Source organism: Clostridium sp. RTP31139st1_H3_RTP31139_211217, assembly GCF_040227035.1.
Taxonomy (GTDB): domain Bacteria; phylum Bacillota; class Clostridia; order Clostridiales; family Clostridiaceae; genus Clostridium; species Clostridium saudiense.
This window is the reverse complement of record NZ_JBCOAB010000113.1, coordinates 1-1,214: the sequence shown is the minus strand read 5'-3', so window position 1 is coordinate 1,214 and position 1,214 is coordinate 1. Positions and strand designations below refer to the sequence as shown.

Sequence of the window (1,214 nt, the reverse complement as noted above, 5' to 3'; positions counted from 1 at the left end):
AACAGGAAAGTTAAGCTCTACAGCGTCGATGGTACTGCACGGGGGACTGTGTGGAAGAGTAGAACGTTGCCAGGTAAACACTGAGGATCTTTAGCTCAGTTGGTTAGAGCAACCGGCTCATAACCGGTAGGTCCGGGGTTCGAGTCCCTGAAGGTCCACCATTTTTGGGGGTATAGCTCAGTTGGGAGAGCACTTGCCTTGCACGCAAGGGGTCAAGGGTTCGAATCCCTTTACCTCCACCAAAGCTACGGTTTTAAATCGTAGCTTTTTTTGTTGTATAAATTAATAATAATTTGTCGTAAAATAAATCAAAAATATTATTGTTTTTTTGCTATGATTTTAATAAAGTATTATATAATAGTGTATATAGTATTTCTAAAACAGATTTATAATGTGTTCTTATATAAAAATAAGAATGGGAGTGGTCATATGGAAGAAAAAGTAAACTTGGAGCAAAGAATAATTCAGTTGAAATTAAAAAAAAGAGATCTAGTCCTAGCTGGGAAAAATACAAAAGAGATTGATGAGGAAATCAACAATATAAAAAATGAGTTAGATAAATTATCTTTGATAGTAAAATAAATTTTAAACAATATGAATTTAAGCATATTATATTCAAAAATATCATAATAATTTTTGAGGGAATTATATTTTCATGTAAATATAGGAGGGACTATTTATGATAAGAACAGTGGTATGCGAAAAGGAAGGTTGTTCAGGAAATACTTTTTTTATAGAAACTCAAGGTAATAATTTAGTACTAACATGTGAACATTGTAAGAGCAAATATGAATTTGATATAAGTTATTATGATTTTATTATATTATCAAATTGTTCTAAATGTAATAATGATACTTTTAAGGTATTTAGGGATACTGAAAAGGAAGGAATATATGCAAAATGTGTTGAATGCGGTTCAACACCAGAAAAGATATATATAGATTCAGATGGAATACAAGTATCATATGAAGTGAAATTATTAAATGATATTAAAGAGTTAATGTATCAATTAGAACAAAGAATATGCAATGTAGAAGTCAAATTACAAGACCTTGAAGGTAGTCAAGGAATATTAGAAGAATCTTTAGCTTATATTAATAGATACTTAGTTGAAAAAAACTAATAATAAAATTTCATAAAATATGAATCTGTTAAGCTGATATGAAAAAATAGCTTGATTTTTCATAGAATTGCTCGCTCTTTGAAAATTATAT

General features: G+C 29.4%; 2 protein-coding genes and 2 tRNA genes. All 4 read left to right on the top strand.

Annotated features, from left to right (window positions below):
- Window positions 1-84 precede the first annotated feature (84 nt).
- The 4 genes from ABUA17_RS18775 to ABUA17_RS18760 all read left to right on the top strand — a co-directional run bounded on the left by ABUA17_RS18775 (window position 85) and on the right by ABUA17_RS18760 (window position 1,123).
- Window positions 85-161 (top strand) — tRNA-Ile (locus ABUA17_RS18775).
- 5 nt (window positions 162-166) lie between these two features.
- Window positions 167-242 (top strand) — tRNA-Ala (locus ABUA17_RS18770).
- Window positions 243-429: 187 nt separating this feature from the next.
- A complete protein-coding gene (locus tag ABUA17_RS18765) occupies window positions 430-582 on the top strand; it encodes a hypothetical protein (RefSeq protein ID WP_172676202.1) in 153 nt (50 codons plus the stop codon).
- Window positions 583-679: 97 nt separating this feature from the next.
- Window positions 680-1,123, top strand: a complete 444-nt coding sequence (locus ABUA17_RS18760; RefSeq protein WP_042402880.1) for a hypothetical protein — start codon at window positions 680-682, stop codon at window positions 1,121-1,123.
- Window positions 1,124-1,214 lie beyond the last annotated feature (91 nt).